Annotated in this window: 1 protein-coding gene; it reads left to right on the top strand. The window is 38.1% G+C overall.

Translation table 11 applies throughout. The features are described 5' to 3' along the window. The coding region (locus M1R56_RS10010; protein WP_248036037.1) for a leucine-rich repeat domain-containing protein at positions 1 to 679 on the top strand (679 nt) is incomplete at both ends.

The following is a 679-nucleotide window of genomic DNA, read 5'->3' as shown; positions in this document are numbered from 1 at the left end:
GTTGTTATTCCAAAGAATTTGAGTGATGCTTACAGAGCTTTTGAGGGTTCACAACATCTCAAGACCATTCATTTTGAAGAAGGCATAACTAAGATAGCTAGCGGTCTTTTTAAAGGTTCAGGAATTTCGAGTATCACAATTCCTAAGACAGTCACTGAAATAGGATACGAAGCTTTCCATAATACAAGAATTACAGAACTTTATATTCCAGACAGTGTTACTAAGTTAGGTTCTAATTCCTTTAGTTTTTCTGACAACTATTCTAATGATTTACCTCCTCTTACTAAAGTTAGCTTGCCATCAGAGTTGCAATCAACTAGTTCACCATTCTATGGACAGAAGAATCTCAAGGAAGTAGTGCTTCGTGGAAATTGGAAGACAATTCCAAGTGGATTGTTTTCTGGAACAGGAATTGAAAAACTAGTGATTCCAGAGGGTGTTACTGAAATAGGGGCAGATGCTTTTTCAGGCTCTAGTTTGAAGGAAGTAGTATTACCAAGTACGCTAACACAGATAGGCAGTTCTGCTTTTAGTGGGACACAGTTGACAAAACTTACCCTTCCAGAAGGCGTTACTGAGATAGGCTCTTCAGCTTTTTCAGGTTCTAGTTTGAAGGAAGTAGTATTACCAAGAACGTTAACGAAGATAGGCGATTATGCTTTTAGTGGGACACAGTTGA

Source organism: Streptococcus sp. oral taxon 431 (assembly GCF_023115445.1).
Lineage (GTDB): Bacteria > Bacillota > Bacilli > Lactobacillales > Streptococcaceae > Streptococcus.
This window is presented reverse-complemented; position numbering and strand designations above follow the sequence as displayed.